Annotated in this window: 12 protein-coding genes; all 12 read right to left on the bottom strand. The window is 67.2% G+C overall.

Going from position 1 to position 18,404, the window contains the following annotated elements:
- Positions 1-4: 4 nt before the first annotated feature.
- Genes J2X67_RS11165 through J2X67_RS11110 form a run of 12 tightly spaced genes read right to left on the bottom strand, consistent with a single transcriptional unit; the run spans position 5 to position 18,299 of the window.
- The gene (locus J2X67_RS11165; protein ID WP_309953019.1) at positions 5-1,057 is read right to left on the bottom strand and encodes a pentapeptide repeat-containing protein; all 1,053 of its coding nucleotides are present in this window, start codon (positions 1,055-1,057) and stop codon (positions 5-7) included.
- Positions 1,054-3,702, bottom strand: a complete 2,649-nt coding sequence (locus J2X67_RS11160) for a DUF2169 domain-containing protein (protein ID WP_309953017.1) — start codon at positions 3,700-3,702, stop codon at positions 1,054-1,056. Before J2X67_RS11160 ends, J2X67_RS11165 begins: the two co-directional genes overlap by 4 nt.
- 42 nt (positions 3,703-3,744) lie before the next feature.
- Entirely contained in the window at positions 3,745-6,606 is a 2,862-nt protein-coding gene (locus tag J2X67_RS11155) for a type VI secretion system tip protein TssI/VgrG (RefSeq protein ID WP_309953015.1), read from the bottom strand.
- Between the two features lie 40 nt (positions 6,607-6,646).
- Positions 6,647-9,376 (bottom strand): type VI secretion system ATPase TssH, encoded by a 2,730-nt coding sequence (tssH, locus tag J2X67_RS11150; protein WP_309953013.1) that lies wholly within the window; start codon positions 9,374-9,376, stop codon positions 6,647-6,649.
- 39 nt (positions 9,377-9,415) lie between these two features.
- A complete protein-coding gene (gene tssG, locus J2X67_RS11145; RefSeq protein ID WP_309953012.1) occupies positions 9,416-10,465 on the bottom strand; it encodes a type VI secretion system baseplate subunit TssG in 1,050 nt (349 codons plus the stop codon).
- A 2-nt stretch (positions 10,466-10,467) separates the two neighbouring features.
- Positions 10,468-12,360 (bottom strand): type VI secretion system baseplate subunit TssF, encoded by a 1,893-nt coding sequence (gene tssF / locus J2X67_RS11140; RefSeq protein WP_281147640.1) that lies wholly within the window; start codon positions 12,358-12,360, stop codon positions 10,468-10,470.
- 7 nt (positions 12,361-12,367) lie between these two features.
- Positions 12,368-12,883, bottom strand: coding sequence for a type VI secretion system baseplate subunit TssE (gene tssE, locus J2X67_RS11135; RefSeq protein WP_281147639.1), 516 nt, complete (start codon positions 12,881-12,883; stop codon positions 12,368-12,370).
- Positions 12,876-13,721 carry a type VI secretion system accessory protein TagJ gene (locus J2X67_RS11130; RefSeq protein ID WP_309953008.1) on the bottom strand — a complete coding sequence of 282 codons (846 nt, stop codon included), beginning with the start codon at positions 13,719-13,721 and terminating at the stop codon, positions 12,876-12,878. Before J2X67_RS11130 ends, tssE begins: the two co-directional genes overlap by 8 nt.
- A gap of 25 nt (positions 13,722-13,746) precedes the next feature.
- On the bottom strand, positions 13,747-14,313 hold the full coding sequence (locus tag J2X67_RS11125) for a type VI secretion system tube protein Hcp (RefSeq protein WP_281147637.1): 567 nt from the start codon (positions 14,311-14,313) through the stop codon (positions 13,747-13,749).
- A gap of 59 nt (positions 14,314-14,372) precedes the next feature.
- Positions 14,373-16,394, bottom strand: a complete 2,022-nt coding sequence (locus J2X67_RS11120) for a caspase family protein (RefSeq protein ID WP_309953005.1) — start codon at positions 16,392-16,394, stop codon at positions 14,373-14,375.
- Positions 16,391-17,521, bottom strand: a complete 1,131-nt coding sequence (locus J2X67_RS11115; protein ID WP_309953004.1) for a hypothetical protein — start codon at positions 17,519-17,521, stop codon at positions 16,391-16,393. The genes J2X67_RS11120 and J2X67_RS11115 overlap by 4 nt, the downstream gene beginning before the upstream one ends.
- A 28-nt stretch (positions 17,522-17,549) precedes the next feature.
- A complete protein-coding gene (locus tag J2X67_RS11110; RefSeq protein WP_309953003.1) occupies positions 17,550-18,299 on the bottom strand; it encodes a hypothetical protein in 750 nt (249 codons plus the stop codon).
- Positions 18,300-18,404: the final 105 nt, after the last annotated feature.

Here is an 18,404-nt window from a genome sequence, read left to right as displayed (position 1 = left end):
CGCTTCAGGCGGCAGCCCACTGTTCGGCGCGTGCCAGTTCAGGGTCGGTGCCGAGTGCGCGGCTCCGGTCGGTGGCTTGCGCGTCCTTCAGCTGCGCGCGATGGAAGACGGCGCGAAACAACCCGGCATCGCGCAGGTCTGCGCCCTGCAGGTCGGCATACCGGAAATCGGCGTAGGTGCAATCGGCACCTGCGAACACCGCGCGTGCCAGCCTGGCCTGCGCAAAGTGGCACTGGTGCAGTTGCGCAGCGCCGAAGTGGGCGCCCGGCAGCGCGGCCTCGGTAAAAAGCGACTGGCGCAGCTGCGCCTTGGTAAACCGCACGCCCTCCCCCTTGGTGGCGCAGAAGATGGCTTGCGGCGCCTGTGCGTTGCTGAAGTCGCAGCCGTTGAGGGTGCTGCCCTGAAAGTTGCATTGCCGCAGCTTTGCGCCTGCAAAACTGCTGCCGCTCAGGTCTGCATCGGCAAACTGGCACGACTCGTAGTTGCCGCCATCGAACCGCATGTTCTGCAGGCTGAGTTTCGAGAAGACCACGCGCGTCATCGGCGCGCCCACCCAGGTCATGAGACTCAGGTCGCAACCTGTCACCACCGTGTGCATCCACCGCGAGTGGTCGGCGTTGACGTCGACGAGTTTCGATTGCGAGAACACCGCCGATTCGAGGTTGGCGCCCTGCATGCCCGCATGGTCGAGCGCGCTGGCATGAAACCTGGCCATGGCCATCGACGCCTCGCCGAACTGCGCATGCGTGAGGTCGCACTCGTTGAAGGTGGCCGTGTGCAGGTTGGCCCCGCGAAAATCCGCGTGGTCGAGCTTGCAGCGGTTGAACACCGCATGGCGCAGGTTGGCGCCCGCAAACAGCGCGCCGCCCATGTCGCACTGGTCGAACACCGCCTCGCGAACGTCGGCTTCGCGCAGGTCCGCGCCGCTCCAGCGGCACTGCGTGAAGATGCCACCACCCAAAAAGGTCTTGGCGTAGTGGCCGCCGCTGAAGTCCTGCCCTTCGAAGGTTTCGCCCAGGCCGGCACCCAGCGAAAGAAGTTCGGCGCTCACCCTCATGCCGCACCTCCTTCGGAATTGCTGGCCGCATCTCGCGCCGCGGCAACGGCCTGCTGTTCTGCGTTCAGTCGCGGCCATGTGCGGCTGCGCGTGAGCAATGCGCCGTCGAACTGCGTGTCGCCGCTCAGTGCCACACGTGTGAGGTCGGTGCCGAAGAGATTGGCGCGCCGCAGGTCCGCACCGATCAGGTTGGCGTAGCTGAAGACGGCATCATGAAAATTGGCGCCTGCCAGGCGTGCACGGCCGAAGCGGGTCTTGCGAAGGAGCGCGCCTTTGGCAGAAGCCAGCCGCAGGTCGGCACCTTGCAGGTCGGCCATGCCCAGGTTGGCGCCGTCGAACAGCGCCTTGGGCGCGCGCATGCCGATGGCGCTGCATTCGCCGAGGTTCGCGTTCGAAAAATCGGCGCCGCTCGCATCCACGCCGTCGAGCACGGTGTTCTTCACGAACACCACGCCCTTGGCACGCGCGGCAATCATGCGTGCGCCCTGCAGCTGGCAGGTAACGAAGGTGGTGGACTGCAGCAGTGCGCCTGAAAGATCGACGCCGCGCAGATCGCACTCGATGAAGTTGGCGCCGCTCAGGTCGGCCTCGCGCAGGTCGAGGCCCTGCAGCACGAGCTTGTAGAACACGTTGCCCGCCAGTTGCGCGCCGCTCCAGTCGGCAACGCCCCACTCCGTTTCGAGCAGGTTGGCGCCGGCCAGGTTGGCGCGCCGCATCTGCGTGCCGGCAAGCGCCGTGTGCATGAGCATGGCACCGCCGAGATTGGATCGGTCGAACACCGCACCGGCAACTTTCGCGCGGCCCAGGTTGGCGCCGGTGAAGTCGGCCTCTATGGCCATGCAGTCCTGCATGTCGGCATGCGCGAGCACCGCGCCGGCAAACTTGCAGCCCGATATGTTGGCCTTGCGAAGGTTCGCGCTCTCCAGCCACGCACCCGAAAAATCGAAGCCGTGCAGGTCGAGGCCCGACAGGTCGACACCGGTGAGATCGATCCAAGGCAGCGTGCGGTGGCCTTGCCCGGCCAGCCATTGCACTTCTTGCCGGCGTTGGGCGCCTTCTTCTCCTTTCAGCGCAAAGGCCGGTGGCTGCATGTGGGCCGATTGCAAATAGCCCAGCCGCTCCGCACCCTGGCGGTCACGCAGCTTTTGCAGCAGTTGCGCCTCCGGCATCGGCAGCTTGCCGAACTGAGCCTTGAGCTCGGCCAGGTGCTTCTCGGCGGTGTAGGGCGGCGGGCCGCGGTGCGCCAGCTCGGCCATGCGTTTTCTGTCTTCACCGCTCAGCGCGAGCAGCTTTTCGAGCTGCTCCAGCATGTCTTGCGCTACCGCGAGCTGCTGCGCCTCGGCCTCCTTCTGGCTGGCCTTGACGTAGGCGGGCAGCTCGGCCAGGGTCGGTGGCTTCTCGCGCACCGGCGGCTTCAGGCCCAGTGCGTCCGGGTCTTTGCCAAAGGCCACGGCCTTCTCGCGCGCAAGGGCCACGTCGATCTCCGCGCGGCGGAACTGCGCGTCGGCCTGAAGGCCGTCCATCTTGTAGATCTCGGACGCCTTTTCGAAGTCGGGGTCGGCGGTGTCGATGTCGTCGGGCACCAGGTCGGCATCGTTCAGGCTTTCGATGCCGCCATGCACGGGGTCTGTGCGTCGGGCAAGCACGCCGGCATAGTGGGCATCGCCGCGTGGCTGGCCCAGGCGCTCGACCGCCGTCATCAGGTGGTCGATGTCGCTGCCGTCGTACTCCGCCACTTCGGCCAGGCCGTGCCAGATGAGCAGCATGCGCTCCACTTCAGGAAAGAACCACACGGTGGTGAGCCGCATCGGCACTTCCTTGAACTTGTGCGATTCGCCGCCCGGTGCCACCTGCTCCGGCGGCAACCGGTAGTTGGCGAACACGCGCGCCCGCAGCCCCGGCAGGTTGCCCTGCAGCAGCGGCTTGGTGGGGTGCAGGTGCTCGAGCGCAAAGGCCTCGTCGCCGCGCAGGGGTGCATCCAGCCACTGGTCTTTCGGCGCCATGTTGAAGTGGCGCCAATCCACGTCAGGCGGAAAGCCGGGCGCATGCTGCTTGAGGTAGTTCTCGTCGTAGGAGCCGCGCAATGCGGCGCGCTGCGGGTGCATCACATCGAGCGCGCCAAAACCTGCGGGCTGCACCACGTCGCCAGGCGCGGTGATGCGCGAGCCGGGCAGCTCGAGCGGCGGCAGCCAGTGCACGCCGCCTGCCGCTGCGGCGCCCATGCCCAGCGGGTTGTCGGCCACCGTCGGCCCGCCGTAGGCATTGGCCCAATCGAGCGGCACCGGCTGATAGACCTCCGACTGCACCACGCGCGCGCCGTCCCAGTAGCGCGGCGAGAAGGCCATGACGGCCTTGCCGGCATTGCCCAGCCGCACGCGCGCAACAGCCCCGCGCGAACCGGCTTCGCTCGCATGCACGCGGCCGACCACCAGGTATTCGGGCGTGAGCTTGGCAATGCCTTCGTCGACCAGCGGCATCGCCATGAGCTTGGAGATGCAGTTCCACATCGACTGCTCGCGCAGCAGGCCTCCCACGTCGGGCGACATCGGCGCGAAGAGCATGGTGCTCACGCACAGCCCGGCCTTGGACCGGTACTCGATCGGCCGAAAGCTCAGCGCGGCGACATGGGGCTTGAGTATCTGCATGAGAAACGGGTGATGTCGTGCGCGCGGCTGTGCGGGCGGCGCTCAATCGGCCGACGCCGGCGGCGTGGGCAGCCCCTTGGAGGCGGCCGGCTGGGGCGCTTCGGTTGGCATCTTCGACGAGCCTGCGGCAATCTTCGATCCGTCGCCGACAACGGCATCGGGCGGTGCGCCCAGCTGCTTGTCGTCCGTGTATTGCGCGGCCTTGTCGGCCGGTGCCGAATGCAGGCGAATGTTGTCTGGGTTGGCCCAGCCGTTGTCCCTGCGGGCTTCGGCAATGCCCTTGGCAGTGGCCAGGCGCGACGCCATGCCGTGCAGCCCGAGGGCTTTTGCCTGCGTCGCGGCTTCCTGCAGCGCAGCCGCCGCATCCGTGTACTGCTGGTTGGTGGCCTTGATGTCGGTGTACGCAGCCGCAATCGAATACGCGACCGCGCCGATTGCGGCGCCAATGGACGCGCCCATGGCAAACGCCCCCCCGGCGCCCCCGCCCGCACCGCCGCCGGGCATGATGACTTTGGCTTGCCGCTGCTCCACGTCCACAGGCGAAATGCTCAGGTCCACACCCGCAAAGCCGAGCTTGAGCGCCGCCGCCGTTTCCATTTGCAGCGCCAGGCACGAAGCCATGCTCAGGCCCATCATCGTGTCGATCGACAGGCCCATGAAAGTCGAGCGCGCCATGCCCATGTTGGCTTCGCTGTTGACGCCGATGTAGCCGCTGGAGTTCGGGCCCAGCACGGTGGTATTGGAGCCGTTCGAGGTGGCGTTGATGTTGCCCACGGCGAACATCTCGAGGTTCGAGTTGGACACCGCCTTGATCGAATTGGCGAAGATGCTGTGCGAACCGACGCTCGCATCCACGCGGTCTGCATTGGTGGCCAGCTTCAGCTCGCCCACAGAACTTATCGCGATGTTTGCGCCCGAGGTCAGCGCAACCGCGCCCACCGCATTGACCGTCATCGACGCAGAGGTCTGCGAGAACGCACCCACGGTGGTAAGTGTGTAGGTGCTGTTGGTGTGCGACGTCACGGGGCCGTTCACCACCGTGTCCTGCTTGCCCTTGGTGCCGACGGTCTGGTTGCCCAGCGTGGTGGTGAAGGTGTCCGCGTCGAACTTGTTGGTCTGCGCCAGAACCACATGGTTCATCTGCGTCTTCATGACCGTGTGTTCTTCCTTGCCCTTCACCATGATCGTGCGGTGGCGGTCGACGGTCAGGCTCTGGTCGCGCATCACGTGGCCGGAGTCGTCGTTCTCCACCGTGGTGGCCATGTTCTTTTCGGCGTGGATGTTCAGGAGCTCGTGCCCCTTCTTGTCCTCGAACATGATCTCGTTGTAGTTGGCGGGCCCGCCGCCCGGCGTGGAGCGCGTCTTGAAGCCGCTCTGCGTGGGCGACTTGTACGGAATGGGCTGGTCGTCGTTGTAGACGCGGCCCGTAATGATGGGCCGGTCCGGGTCGCCGTTCATGAACTCGACGATCACCTCTTGCCCGATGCGCGGCGTGAAGTAGCCGCCCCAGCCCTTGCCTGCCCAGGGTTGCGAGCAGCGTATCCAGCAGGTGGCCTTGCCGTCGCCGTCGTTGTAGCGGTCCCAGTGAAAGTGCACCATCACGCGGCCCTCGTCCACGTGGAGCTCTTCGCCTTCGGGGCCGCACACGATGGCACTCTGCGGGCCGGGCATCGTCACACGGGGCGTCAGCAGCGGCGGACGGAACGTGCGCTCCACCGGCAGCGCGGTAATCAGGAAGGCGCTCGCGCCCCGCGCGCCGGTGCGCAGCGACGGATGCCGCTCGACCACCTCGGTGAAGGCGGTCAGCACGTCGGCATTCACCGCGTCGTCGAGAATCGCTTCGGCCAGCACCGCCGCGGCCGATTGCGATTCGCCGTCTTCATCGGCGCCTTCATAGCCCCGATGGCTGGCCACGAACACGCAGCCGCCGATGACGTACTCGCCGTCGCGCAGGCCGCCGCGGTCGCCCTCGAAGTCGAAGCTGCGGCCGGCCGCCACGTCGGGCCAGGGGGTGAGGCCCCAGTGGCGCTCGCGGCGCCCGTCGAACTCTTCCAGGTGCACCTTCACCGCCGCGTCCACTTCTTCGCCGGTGAAATAGTTGCCCGGGTATTCGAACACTTCGAGGTCGGAGAGCTCGTGCTTTTCCTGCACGTCCACTTCCACGCTCAGCGGCTTCTTGATTGCCTTGTAGTCGACGTCGCGCGAGGCGTATTTGCCGCTGTCGAAGCGGCGCACATCGATCCATTCGCTGATCTCGTTGAAGCGTGCCTCGCTCACATCGGGCGATGCAAAGCGCAGCTTGGCCTCAACCGCGAGCTTCTCGTGGGCAATGCCGCTCGCGTCCGAAAGGTGCATGGTGCCCGGCGCGTCGTGCGCATCGAACCAGTAGTAGATGCCCTCGGCCTCCAGCAGGCGCGACAGGTAGTTGTAGTCGCTCTCCTGGAACTGCACGCAATAGCGCCGGGCCGGGTGCGTGCCCACCACGTTGTCGGTGCGCGTCTTCTTGAAGCGCTTGATCGGGCTGTCCTCGAACACCGCGTCCAGGATGCCGAGCACCGGCTTGTCCTGCAGGATGCGCGAGTTGGCCCGCTTGGTGAGCAGCCAGAACCATGAACGCAGCCGTATCTGGTAGCGAAAGTAGCGCCCCACCTGCCGCCCGCGGGTAAAGCGCACCGCATGCCCCTGGCAATGCCGCTCGTGCTTCCCGCCATCCGCATCCGAGAACTCGATCACCACATCGAAGGCATGGCCCAGGATGTCCTTGGCGTCGACAAAGGCATTCTCCGAAAGCACCGTGAGCTCGTAGGTCGAGGCCCTTGCCAGGGCCTCGTGCCCTGCAATGGACCAGAACATGAGGTCGTCCTTGGCGGGCGACTCGCTCTCGATGCGGAAATCATGCGACATGTGTTGTTCTCTTCAGGCGTGGCGTCGGGCGTGCAAGGCGCTAGTCGAAGGCGTAGGTAAAGTCGGCGTCCTTCACGTCCAGCGCCACGCGGCGGATCTCGCCGCCCGAAGCCAGGCGTTGCAGGTACTCGACCGAAATCGTCGGCAGCACGGTGTTGGTCAGGATCGCGTCGATCACGCGGCCGCCGGACTCCGGGTCCTGGCAGCGCGCCACCACCTGGTCGACCACCGCGTCGCTGTATTCGAACGGCACGCCGTGGTTGGTTTCCACACGCTTCTTGATGCGGCCCAGCTGCAGCCGCACGATCTTCTTCATCATGTCCGGCGACAGCGGGTAATAGGGAATGGTGACGATGCGGCCCAGCAGCGCGGGCGGAAACACCTTCATGAGCGGCGCCTTGAGCGCATCGGCCAGCGCATTCGAATCGGGCAGCAGCTCGGGGTCGCGGCACATGCTCATCACCAGCTCGCTGCCGGCATTGGTGGTGAGCAGGATGATCGTGTTCTTGAAGTCGATCATGCGGCCCTCGCCGTCTTCCATCCAACCCTTGTCGAACACCTGGAAGAAGATCTCGTGCACGTCGGGGTGGGCCTTTTCCACCTCGTCGAGCAGCACCACGCTGTAGGGCCTGCGGCGCACGGCCTCGGTCAGGATGCCGCCTTCGCCGTAGCCCACGTAGCCGGGCGGCGCGCCCTTGAGCGTGGAGACGGTGTGCGCCTCCTGGAACTCGCTCATGTTGATGGTGATGATGTTCTGCTCGCCGCCGTAGAGCGCCTCGGCCAGTGCCAGCGCGGTTTCGGTCTTGCCCACGCCCGAGGTGCCGCACAGCATGAAAACGCCGATGGGCTTTTGCGGGTTGTCGAGCCGCGCACGCGACGTTTGAATGCGGCGCGCAATCATTTCCAGGCCGTGCTTCTGTCCGATGACGCGCTGGTTGAGCGTGTCCGCAAGCTTGAGCACCGCCTCGACTTCGTTCTTGACCATGCGGCCGACGGGAATGCCGGTCCAGTCGGCCACCACAGAAGCCACCGCCTGCTCGTCCACCGAAGGCAGGATGAGCGGCGACTCGCCCTGCACCGCATGGATCTTCGCTTGCAGCGCATGCAGCTCTTCGAGCAGTGCAGCCCGGTTTTCTCCCCCTCCCCCGCTGGGGGAGGGCTGGGGTGGGGGCACCTCGGCCTTGGCCTCCCCCTCAGCGGTAGCCGCATCCACCGGCTTGTTCCCCGCCCGCAGCTTCGCACGCAATTCAAGCAGCCGGTCGACCAGCCCCTTCTCTTCCTGCCAGCGCGCATTCAGCGCATCGAGCTGCACCTTCGATTCGGCCAGCAGCGCGGTGACCTGCGCCGCGCGCTTGGTCACGTCGATGCCGATCGCCTCCTCGCGGCCGATGATCTCCTGCTCGACCGTGAGCCCCTCGATGCGGCGCATGCAGTCTTCCACTTCCGGCGGCGTGGCGTGCTGCGACACGGCCACGCGGGCGCAGGCGGTGTCCAGCAGGCTCACGGCCTTGTCGGGCAGCTGGCGCGCCGGAATGTAGCGGTGCGAAAGCTTCACGGCCGCCTCGATGGCCTCGTCGAGCAACTGCACGCGGTGATGCTTTTCGAGCACGCTGGCCACGCCGCGCAGCATGAGGATGGCCTTCACCTCGTCGGGCTCGGGCACCTGCACCACCTGGAAGCGCCGCGTAAGGGCCGGGTCTTTCTCGATGTATTTCTTGTACTCGGCCCAGGTGGTCGCGCCAATGGTGCGCAGGTTGCCGCGCGCCAACGCAGGCTTCAGCAGGTTGGCCGCGTCGCCCGTGCCGGCCGCGCCCCCGGCGCCCACCAGCGTGTGGATCTCGTCAATGAAAAGAATGATGGGCGTCGGCGAGCTCTGCACCTCGTCGATCACCTGGCGCAGGCGCTGCTCGAACTCGCCCTTCATGCTCGCACCGGCCTGCAGCAGGCCTATGTCGAGCGTGAGCAGCTTTACGTCTTTCAGCTGCGGCGGCACGTCGCCGCGCGCAAGGCGTTGCGCAAAACCCTCGACCACGGCCGTCTTGCCAACGCCGGCCTCGCCGGTCAACAGCGGGTTGTTCTGGCGGCGGCGCATCAGGATGTCGACGATCTGGCGAATCTCTTCGTCGCGCCCGGTCACCGGGTCCATCTCGCCCTTCTTGGCCTTTTCGGTCAGGTCGACGGCAAATTTCTTCAGCGCATCGCCCTTGCCCATGGCCGCCGGTGCCATGGCGCCGGAGTCTTCGCCCGGCGCGCCGCTGCCCATGCCGGTTCCGTCCTGCGCGCGCATCTGCGATTCGGGCGAAGGGTCGCAGATCTTCACGAAGTTGTCGGCCAGGTCTTCGACCTTGATCTTCTCGAACTGCTTCGACAACCCGAAGAGCGGGTTGCGCAGGCTCTGCGTCTTGAGCATGCCCACCAGGATGTAGCCGGTGCGCACCTGCGCCTCGCCAAACTGGAGCGTGGCGTAGGTCCAGGCACGCTCGATGGCGTTCTCGATATGCGGAGAAAAGTCGCTGATGGCGGTGGCGCCACGCGGCAGGCGGTCGAGCGCGGCCGTCATGTCCTTGGCAATCACCGACACGTCGAGCCCGTAGTGCTGGATCACGCGGTGCAGGTCGGAGTCTTGCGCCTGCAGCAGCTGCGCAAACCAGTGCTCCAGCTCCACATAGGGATTGCCGCGCATCTTGCAGAACACGGTGGCGCCTTCGATGGCTTTGTAGGCCAGCGAGTTGAGCTTGCCGAAAAGGGCGGTGCGGCTGATTTCACTCATGGAGGACTCCGTATCTCTTCAAGACGAATGAAGCTGGGTTTATTGAAGTGGTAGCTCGGCAGGTCGCCGGCCCGTAGCGGCCGGCTGGCTTGCAATGCGCACGTCGGCTGCATCGCGCGGGCGCGGCCTTTGCCCGAGCCACGCGATCCAGCCAAGGCGAGGCGCGTTGCCTTTTGCCTGGCCAAGGCGCGTGGGCGGCACCTGTGCGCCTTGCAGCGCAAGCTGCGCGTCCCACTCGAGCTCGTCGCCGAGCAGTTGCTGCATCCAGCGCTGCAGCACGGGCTGCGCGTCGCCGATGGGAAGAAACATGCGGTACTGCTCGAGCGTGAGCGGGCCCACGTGCAAGCGCACGCGGTGCTGCCGGTCCCAGGCACGGGTGCCGAGCATGGCGCCCATGCCCATCGAGCGCGAGGTCTCGCCCTGGCCCAGTCGCGTGAGCTCGCCGGTGGGCAGGCTCATCCAGTGGCCGACCCAGCGCTCCAGCCTGAACGGCACGCCGAAGTAGCTGCACAGCACTGCCTGAACACCTTCGGCGTTGTGCACGCGCCGCGCAAGCCGACCCGAAAAATGCAGGCGGGCGTCGTCGTGCACCTCGTCGCGCCCGATGCGCCCCGGCGTGCCGATGCCGACCAGCGCGCCAACCTGCAGCCTGAACCTGTCTTCGCCCGGCCGGTCGAGAGCCACGGCCGGCCGCGACTGCGCCCACGCCCGGTAGAAGTGCAGCGAGAAGCGGTGCGAAAAGCTGTCCAGGAAGGCCAGCCACGTGGGGTCGCCATGGTTGATGCTGCGCTCGCGGATGAAGTCGCTCAGGTGCACCGGCAGCGGACCATTGGGACCGATGTAGCTGAAGAAGTGCTGACGCAGCCGCGGTGGCGAATAGGCGGTGGCCGCCTCGAAGCGGCTGAAGCTGGCGGGCGCAAACGAAAGCGAAGGCTCTTGTCCCACGCGAACCGGCTCTGCATTGGGCAGCAGCGCGCGGCCCCAGCGCGGCGTGGTGCCGGCAATCGACTCCAGCCGGCGCAGCACCGCAAAGTAATCGAAAGCCCACGGCTCGGCCGACCACTCGCGCAGTGCGTTGTCGACCCGCACCGCTACAGAATCTGGCGTGTTCCGCACAGCGGCCTCCAGCGCATTATTTCGCCCTTGCCCGAAATTCGGAGCACGGCCTCGACGAAGTGATTCACCTCTACATGGCGCGCGAGGTAGTGCGCCATGACGGCGCCAAAAAGAAAAGCGCTGTGGCCGTGGAACGCGTCCTTGTCGACCTCGAGCGTTACTTCGAGCCCACGCCCGAAAGCAATGGGCCCCGGAAGCGGCAACCTGCGCGCCACCGGCTTGCTCTTGACCGACAGCAGGCCGCGCACCTGGCCCTGGCGCATTTCGTCCGCATGCACGGCGTAGAGCATCAGGGTTTCGCGCAATGCGGCCGCGCCCTGCTCGGGGGTGCTGTCCGAGATCGACAGGTAGTTGAGCGCCAGGTGGTCAACCACGCGCCAGCCGAGCCCCTGGCTCACCACCGGCGACACCGGCCGCGAAGGCCCGCGCACCATGCGCACGCGCTGCGCCGGAAAGGAGTCGATGCAATCGAAGTCGTTGTCGCGGCCGAGCGGCATCAATAGGGGCAGGTCGCGGTTGGTGCACAGCGCCGTCACCGCCAGCTGGCGCAGCGCGGTCGAGTACGGCGCCTGCTGCGGGTCGACGATCTGCATGTAGACCTCGGAGCCGATGTGGCTGCTGCGGTGCCCTTCGGTGCGCTGCCGCACCGAGAGCATGCGCGGCTCGCGCGTGGTCGTGTAGTAGGCCGGGTGCGCGTGGCGGCTGCCGTGAAACGCCGAGTAGAACGGCCGAAACGACTGCTCGGTGGCGGCTTCTGCGCCGCCGGGTGCGCCGTGGCCGGTAACCTCGGTTACGGTGTGCACTTCAAAGTCTTGCGGGCGGGTGCGGTCGGGCACCAGGTGGAACTGGCTCACGCCTTCCGACACCGGCACGCGGTCGAGCCTCTTGCTGAAGAGGTTGACCACCGGCACGCAGTGCAGCTGCACGTTGTCTGCGCTCACCAGCTTTTCGAGCGCGGCGTCGCCGCGCGAGAAGAGCAGCACAACCTCGACCTCCGTCACGGCCATGTCCGCTAGCAGCGGCTGCAGGCCGCCGATGCGCGCAAACTGGAAGCGCTGCGGAAACGCAAAGTATTCCTGCAGCAGCCTGAAGCCCGAGAAGCCCGTGGCCGTGACCGGCAGCAACGCTTCGTCTTCTTCGAAACCCACCGCCTTGATGGCGCTGCCGGGCAGCGTCTTCATTGCACCCTGCATTGCGCCGCCGGCCGCCATGGGCCGCACCAGCACACCCACGGGTTGGCCCAGCGCGCATTCGTGCAACTGCCATGCAACGTCTTCGGCGCCGCTGAAGTGCAGCAGCAGTTCGTCCATGGCAATCTGGCTGAAGTTCAATCCGGCCGTCGCGCGCAGCGATATGCGCAGGCCGCCGCGGATCGCGCGCGACTGCGGGTGCGCATTGAGCGGCAGGTCCGGTGCGTAGGTGAAGTATTGGGCCCGCAAGATTTCAACGGGCCACACACGCAGCGTGGCCGCCGTTCGAAATTCGCAATGCGTGTTCTGCCCGACTGCCTGCCGTGCGCGCAGCCCGCTGCCGCGGGCGAGCGTCGGGCCGGTTGCCAGCTTTGCATCGTCGGCATCGGGCACCACCGACACCACGGCCATGGCCGGCGTGGGCGCCAGGAAGTGCGGGTAGACGATGTCGAGCAGGTGGCCCGTGAAGCGCGGGTACTCGGCGTCGAGCTTGAGCCCCACGCGTGCCGAAAGGAATGCGGTGGCCTCTATCAGCCGCTCGACGTACGGGTCTGCAACTTCCTGGCCTTCGATGCCCAGGCGGTGCGCAATCTTCGGAAAGGCGCGCGCAAACTCCGACGAGCTCTCGCGAAAGTAGCGCAGTTCCTGTTCATACAGGCTCAGCAACCTGGGGTCCATGGCGGACTTACCTCTGGGATTGCGCCATGTCCACGATCTCTATGCGGCCTTCTTCCAGATCGACGCGGCTGCGCATCAGGAACTCGAGCGGCACGGGCTGCGCCCACAGCATGCCGCGAATCTGCAGGCCGATGCTGTTGTGGGAGTCCAATGCCGAGCCTTCCATGACGAGTTCAACTTCGAGAGTGCGGGACAAGATGCGTGGCTCGAACTGCAGGATTGCGTTCTTCAGAGCCTGCTCCATGCTGACACGCTGCACCGAGGAGGTGTACTGGCCAGACAGCATAGGCAATCCGTAATTGATGACGGAGCGCGCCGCATTGGGATAGCGCTTGTCGTCCATTTCGAGCCCGTAGCCGGTGGCGTTGAAGAGCCAGCCGAGATCGCGCAGCACGGCCTGGCGCAGCGCCTGCTTGGTGAGCGTGCGCTTGTCGTCGCTCTCGCGCTTTTCGTTCGGCGCGTGATCGACGAGGCGGTCGAGCAGCGAAGGCTGCAGCCGCTCCTGCGCGGTGAGTTCAGCCATCGGCTCCGTCCTCCGACGGCGTGTCGGCCTCTGCAGTGGCGGCCGCGGCAGAAGGCGTGAACAGAATCTCTCGAACATCCATCAGCGCGTACTCGCCTGCGTCGCTGCCCAGCACGCGCTGGCCGGTGCCTACCCATACCTCGGGCCGCAGCTCTCGCCATTCGGTCTTGCGCGCAAGCTGCAGTTCGCCGTCTTCGCTTTTCTCGCTGCCTTCGTAGCGCGTGGGAATCAGCGCGAGCGTTTCGCCGCCGTTCTCGAACTCGAGGTGCGCGGGCATCCAAACGCAATCGCGCAGGTCTTCGGGCGGCTCGATCTTGATGTGCGCGAGCCGGGCATAGGGAATCCAGTAGTACTTGCCATTGACGAAGGCCTCGAGCACCGGCCCCAGGCGCATGTCGGCATCGGCCAGCCATTCGAAGGGCGCACCGTCGATGGTGCCGCCGATGGCGGGCGCCGCATCGAACGCGCGCTGGCGCAGGTCTTCGGCCATGGCGTGGTCGCCGCTCCCCTGGCGCAGCAACGATTCGATGAGCAGCGCTAGCCATTCGTCGGGCTGGCCGAACACCATGGGCGTGCGCTTGCCCGCAAACACTTCGGCGCGCAGGCCCTCGCAGCGCACGGCTTCGCCGTACACCTGCTTCATGGGCACTGCCAGCGCGTCGAGTTCGGCGGCCACGGTGAGCTGGTTGAGCGCGCGCTCCCACTGCCCAAGCACGCAGAGCAGCTGCGCCATGAAGACGCGGTGCTTGCTATCGGACGGCTTCGCGCGCACTTCGTCGCTCAACGCCTTGAGGGCGGCGGCCGGATCGGCAGCCTTCAGCAGTTCGGATGCGGTCATGGTGTGGTGCCCCGGTTGGTTGCGATCACTCGGCGGACTCGAAGACGCACTCGCGCACTGCACCGCGCGCGCCGGTGTTCTTTTGCGGCGCCGATCTGATGGTGAAGCGCCTGAACGCGAAGCTGATGATTTCGGTCGGTGCGCCCAGCACGCTGTTGGTGAGCATCATGTGGCTGGTCACGCGCACCTTCTCCATGGTGAACTCCAGCATGGGCTGGGCCTCGGTCGACTTGAGGTCGCCGCCCGACTTGTAGATGCCGACGATCACCTTGCCGGCTTCCGCATTGACCCGCAGCATGCTCGCGATGGAGGCCGTGGCCGCATCGGTGCGGCGCACGACGATGAAGTTGGACAAGGTGCGCGCCGCAGCCGCGCGGCCGGACTGCGTGTGCTGGTGCCCGCCGCAAAAGTAGCCGGCAATTTCCATACGCGGCTTGCCGTCTTCGAACTGGCGCGCCAGCTCGCCCTCGATGGGACTGCCCGCGTTCTCGATCATCATCACCAGGTCGCAGCCGCTCGCCGCCCCCAGCGCCAGGTCGAGCATGCGCAGCGCGTCGTCGGGATCGGGGACTCCATTGGAAGTCATGGACATTTGCTTCTCCTTCTCGGTAATGTGATTCGGTGGGTTGATGTGGGTGCGAATGGACGGGGTCAGGGCGCGGCCGCGCTCGCCCAGCGCAACATGGCGCCGTACACCTGGCGGTCGCGCTCGGGCGTGAGCTGCCCGCGTACGCGCAAATCCGGGGCGTTTGTCGCGGGCTCGGCCATGCCGGCGCCAAAGAGCCGCGGTGCGCTGCGGGCCTGCGCCGGCGTGGCCAGCACCAGCAACCTGGCGGCACGGCCGGGCTTGAGCCAGGGCAGCGCAAAGCGCTTGGAGGCCGGTGCTTCGCGCGTGCCGCGCTCGAAGCGGTTGGCCTCGCCAAGGTCTTCGGGATAGACGGCCCGCAAGATGCCTTGCGCATCAATGCCCACCACCACAAGGTCGATCGAGTGGCCGCTGCCGTTGCGCACGATGAGCTCGGCACGCTCGCCCTGCCTGAGCAGCAAAGTGCCGCCCGCGGTGTCGCGCACATCGGCGCTGCGCAGCACACGGCTCTCATCGCGCACTTCGAGCACCGCGTCGAATCCGTCGATCCGCCCCTCCTTCGCCAGCTCGGCAAGGCGCGACATCCACTTGAGTTGCGCCAGCGCCTGCAGCCGCGCGCGGGCTTCCGCCGCATCGCGTACCACGGCGCCGGCTGGCGCAACGCCCGCTTCCGCAGCGGCTGCGAGCGCGGGAGACAGCACTTCGAGCCGCCCGCCTGCCGCGCCCAAGTCGACCCAGCGCACATCGGCCTGCGTATCGGCCGCGGCGCGAATGGATGCGGGGTAGTCGAGGCTGATGCCCGCGGGCAGCGCGGAATCGCTGCGCACCCGCAGCGCCGCAGAAGCCGGCTCTGCCACCGGCGTCACGCTCCATGACGTGGCCTGCGCCAGATCGCCCAGCGTGGCCGGAACAGCCAGCCGCGCACTGCCAAGGTCGACCTGCGCCAGCCTGCCCTGCGCCGTGCGCTGGATGCCGTCAGCCAGCGTGGCAACGATGCGAACCTCTTGCCCCGTCTCCAGCCCATCGAGCAGGCCCACCTTCAGCGTGAGGCTGCCGCCCGCGCGTTCGGCACGCCACACGGGCCGGGTCGACAGAGGGGCAGCGGCGTTGGAGAAGATCGGCAGGTCGAGGTTGCCCTCGGCCACTGGCGAAGGCAGCTCGCGCGCGGGAAAGCGCGATTCCAGTTCTTCGATCACCGGCGGATACAGGTCGAGCATGCCGTTGAAAAGATCGCGCCAGGTTGCGGGCTTCTGTTGCAGGGCCTCGGCCACCGCCCAGGTGAGCAGGCCCTGGGGCTGCGCATTGCGCGCCTTGCGCGGCAGGCGCAGCTCGGGCGTGACCTGGTGGCTCTCCGACGCGAAGAAGGCCACGTAACGCGCGCGGGGCACGCTGGCGGGCTCGGGCGGCACCGCTGCCGCTGACGCCGCCGCTGGCTGTGCAACCGCAAGCTGCCCGCCTCCTGTCAACTGGCCGGCGCGCACGCCGCGAAAGCGCACCTCGTCGTCGGCGGGCCCTGTGTCTTCCACCGCTTGCGCGGCGCTGCGCGTCATCGAAGCCGCAGAGCAGGTGTCGAACACCGACCACACGAACACGTTCTTGCCCAGGAAGGCGCGTATCCAGCGGTCGAAGTCCACATCGCGCAGGCCGCCGGGCAAGCTGCCGCCGGACGAATCGGAGCCGCGCGCGTCGCGTGCGAGAAAGTTTTCTGCCAGGCCGTCAGGCTCCTGGTAGCGCTTGGTGCTGTCGCGCAGCCGCGTGCCGTGGCCCGAAAAGTAGAGCATCACGAAGTCGCCCGCGCGCGACTGTTCGAGCAGCCTGGCCAGGGCCTCGTTGATGCGCTGCGCCTCGGGCAGCGAAGCGCCCGCCACACCGTCGGCCAGCACCGTGACGTCGGCTGGCGCAAAGCCTTGCTTCATCAGGGTCTGGCGCATCAGCATCACGTCGTTGCGCGGCGCCTGCAGCCACAGGGCCTGCGGCTGGTTCACCAGTTCGGACACCCCCACGAGCAGCGCGCGCTGCCCTGCCGCCGCGTTGCCGCCCGTGGCAAGCAACACCAGCAACAGCATCAGGCGCGCCGCAATGGTCATGGCCGCTCCGGTGCCGGGCCGGCGGATGCAACCAGGGGTGATGCCGCCAACGCGGCAAGGCCCTGCACGGGATCCGCCACGCGCAGCCGCCAACGGCCGTCGGCGCCCGGGCCGCCGACCACTTCGGCCGAGATCGATTGCAGCAGCCGGGTGGTGTCTTCGACGCGCGCATCGGATTTCCAGCGCACCACCAGATCGGCAGGTGCAACGGCGGCGGCGGGCGGTGCGGAGCGGAACCGCACATCGTCTTCTTCGGTGCGCTGGCCGAAGAGGCTCACGTTCTCCACCACGAGCACCAGCGCGAGCACTGCGAATGCAGGGCGCATCCAGCCATCGGCGGTGAACCAGCGGCTGATGCTGCCCCACAGGCCGCCCTCGGGCTTCAGCTGCGGGCTTGCTGCGCCGGCCGTGCCCGCCGCGGCCGATGCGCTGCTCAATTGCGATGCGGCATCGCGGTAGAGCGCCTGGTAGTCGGCGCGCGGGTCTTGCGTGCCCAGCGGCGTGCCGCAGAGCACCGAGAACACCTCGCCCACGGTGCGCAATGCAATGTGACCGGGCTCCGGCGAAATGGCCAGCGGCGCCTGTGCGCTCCACTCGTCGTGCACTGCGCGAATCGCAGCAAGCCGCGTGGCCGAGACCTCACCGAGCACGCGCGCGCAAAGCTGCGGGCTGGGTTCGAGCGTGAGCACGTTCCACGCCTGGATCAACCCGAAGGCGGGCTCGAAAGGTTCGTCGTCGGGCTCCAGCAGCACGTCGTGCGCGCTGGCCCAGTCCGCCTCGCCCGCGGCCATCCAGCCTTGCCACAGGTCGTCGTGAATGCAGCGGTCGAGCAGCACGCCGAGCAGCCGCCCTTCGTGCACCACGCTCACAAGGCGGCCCGGCGCCCATCGCGCCGTGAAGGCACGCTGGGCCACGGCCTCGCGGCGCCGGGCCAATTCGGTCAGGGGCAGCAACAGGTCGAGCACGGCGCGAGGCGGCTCGGCGGCGGCGCCGGGTGCCGTGCCCGGCATGGCCACGACGGCCGTACCTTCCATGTGGCCCGGGGCGTCCGGGGCCGCGGGCGTGGCGCCCCCGGACTGGAACGCACTTCGGATCACGCTGAGAGGGGGCCAGAGTTCGGTGTTCATGGCGGTCTGTTCCTGAATGGCTATGTCTTCAGGCATAAGACGCTTCAGCACCGAGGATTTTGAAAACCTGCAGGATCGCCGCCATGTTCTCGGGCTCTATGGCAATGCCCAGGGTCTGCTGGAGCCAGCCGCCCAGGCGGGTCTTGGCGTAATCGGCCGTGAGCCCTTCGCGCTTGTGCACCAGGCCCAGCCGGCCCGCACGGTAGTGGTACGAGGCAATGGCATGGCGCGAGGCGATGCCCGAGAGGCCGCCCTCGGCCTCCTTGCCGAAGCCTTCGCACAGCAGGATGCGCTCGGGCTCGGGCAGTTCGGCGATGAATGCGCGCGCGGCCAGTTGCACCGCGGCGGCACTCAGGCCGTGCTCCGCAAGGCAGCCCTCGTGGTCGTCGCCGCCGCCGATCGCGTCTTCAAGCTGCGCCTCGGTCACCTGGTCGCCGATGGAAAGCTTGCGGCGGAACGAGCTCGCGCGCGTGCAGTCGATGAGGTAGCGCCTGAAATAGGCGCACAGCGCAAAGGCGCTCGAGGGTGCGCTGTGGCTCGCGCGTTCATCGGCCTCGTCGGGGTCGGCGTCGAGCCGCAGCACCTTCACGTAGATGAACTGCGCCACCAGTTCCTGCCGGCCTTCGCCCAGCACCTGGAGCTCCGGCGGATTGCAGGCCACGAGCGCATCGCCCACGATGCGGTACATGGTGCCCATGTCGTTCGAGGACAGCGTCTGCCGACGCCGCCACAGGCGGACGAGCTCCGTACTTTCCGCGGACGACAGTGTTTCAATCATCGGCCCACCCCCAGGCTCTGCGCACTTCGTGTCGCTTCTCCCTCCCCCTTGCAGGGGGCAACACCAGCGGCCCGGCAAAGCCGGTTCCGCGGTGTTTCCAGGAGA

Source organism: Variovorax sp. 3319, from assembly GCF_031456585.1.
GTDB lineage: Bacteria > Pseudomonadota > Gammaproteobacteria > Burkholderiales > Burkholderiaceae_C > Variovorax > Variovorax paradoxus_P.
The sequence above is the reverse complement of the archived record's forward strand: the minus strand, read 5'-3'. Positions and strand labels throughout refer to the sequence as shown.

What these genes read in the sequence shown, in the direction of transcription:
- J2X67_RS11110 (WP_309953003.1), bottom strand. Translation starts at nt 18,299, where the DNA reads ATGATTGAAACACTGTCGTCCGCGGAAAGTACGGAGCTCGTCCGCCTG.
- J2X67_RS11115 (WP_309953004.1), bottom strand. Translation starts at nt 17,521, where the DNA reads ATGAACACCGAACTCTGGCCCCCTCTCAGCGTGATCCGAAGTGCGTTC.
- J2X67_RS11120 (WP_309953005.1), bottom strand. Translation starts at nt 16,394, where the DNA reads ATGACCATTGCGGCGCGCCTGATGCTGTTGCTGGTGTTGCTTGCCACG.
- tssF (WP_281147640.1), bottom strand. Translation starts at nt 12,360, where the DNA reads ATGGACCCCAGGTTGCTGAGCCTGTATGAACAGGAACTGCGCTACTTT.
- tssE (WP_281147639.1), bottom strand. Translation starts at nt 12,883, where the DNA reads ATGGCTGAACTCACCGCGCAGGAGCGGCTGCAGCCTTCGCTGCTCGAC.
- J2X67_RS11165 (WP_309953019.1), bottom strand. Translation starts at nt 1,057, where the DNA reads ATGAGGGTGAGCGCCGAACTTCTTTCGCTGGGTGCCGGCCTGGGCGAA.
- J2X67_RS11130 (WP_309953008.1), bottom strand. Translation starts at nt 13,721, where the DNA reads ATGACCGCATCCGAACTGCTGAAGGCTGCCGATCCGGCCGCCGCCCTC.
- J2X67_RS11155 (WP_309953015.1), bottom strand. Translation starts at nt 6,606, where the DNA reads ATGTCGCATGATTTCCGCATCGAGAGCGAGTCGCCCGCCAAGGACGAC.
- J2X67_RS11160 (WP_309953017.1), bottom strand. Translation starts at nt 3,702, where the DNA reads ATGCAGATACTCAAGCCCCATGTCGCCGCGCTGAGCTTTCGGCCGATC.
- tssH (WP_309953013.1), bottom strand. Translation starts at nt 9,376, where the DNA reads ATGAGTGAAATCAGCCGCACCGCCCTTTTCGGCAAGCTCAACTCGCTG.
- J2X67_RS11125 (WP_281147637.1), bottom strand. Translation starts at nt 14,313, where the DNA reads ATGTCCATGACTTCCAATGGAGTCCCCGATCCCGACGACGCGCTGCGC.